The sequence below is a fragment of the Pseudomonas laurentiana genome (genome assembly GCF_014648275.1).
In the GTDB taxonomy this organism is placed as follows: Bacteria; Pseudomonadota; Gammaproteobacteria; order Pseudomonadales; family Pseudomonadaceae; genus Aquipseudomonas; species Aquipseudomonas laurentiana.
The window spans coordinates 1-534 of the sequence record NZ_BMQU01000192.1; the positions used below are offsets into that span (position 1 = coordinate 1).

At 16.9% G+C, this 534-nt stretch carries 1 protein-coding gene; it reads right to left on the reverse strand.

All coding sequences use genetic code 11. From position 1 onward, the window contains the following. Positions 1 to 183: 183 nt before the first annotated feature. On the reverse strand, positions 184 to 279 hold the full coding sequence (gene psbH, locus IE038_RS25770; RefSeq protein ID WP_498053061.1) for a photosystem II reaction center phosphoprotein PsbH: 96 nt from the start codon (positions 277 to 279) through the stop codon (positions 184 to 186). Between the last annotated feature and the right edge of the window lie 255 nt (positions 280 to 534).

Genomic DNA, 534 nt, shown 5'->3' on the forward strand with positions numbered 1-534 from the left:
TATTTTTTGTATTATTTATAGGGTTAATTTTAATAAGTTATATATTTATATTTTGGAAATATATAATGTAGAAAAAAATTTTGTGGTTGAATTATTAAAGGAGAATAGGTTAAAATTGTTAGATTTGTATATTTTATTTTTTTGTATTGAGTTAAAAGTTAGAATTTTAAGATTTTTTTTAGTTTAATTTATTGAAATTTTATTTAGTAGAATAGAAGAATTATAAATTTTTAAAATAATAGATAGGAATATTGTAAATAGAGTTATTGTAATATTTATTAAAGGGGTTGTTTTTTATTTGGGAGTTATTTTATTATATTTGGAATTTTTATTTATTATTTTGGAGATTTATAATTTTTTTGTTTTATTGGATGGAATTTTAGTGAATTAGATTGAGAAGAATTTTGAAGTTTTAGTTTTTAGTTTGATATAAAAAAGTAAAGTATGTAGGTTTAATAATTTTAGTTTATTTTTTTTTGGTAGTTTGATTGTGAAATTTTTTTTTGTATTGTATATTTTTGGAATATGAGTGTG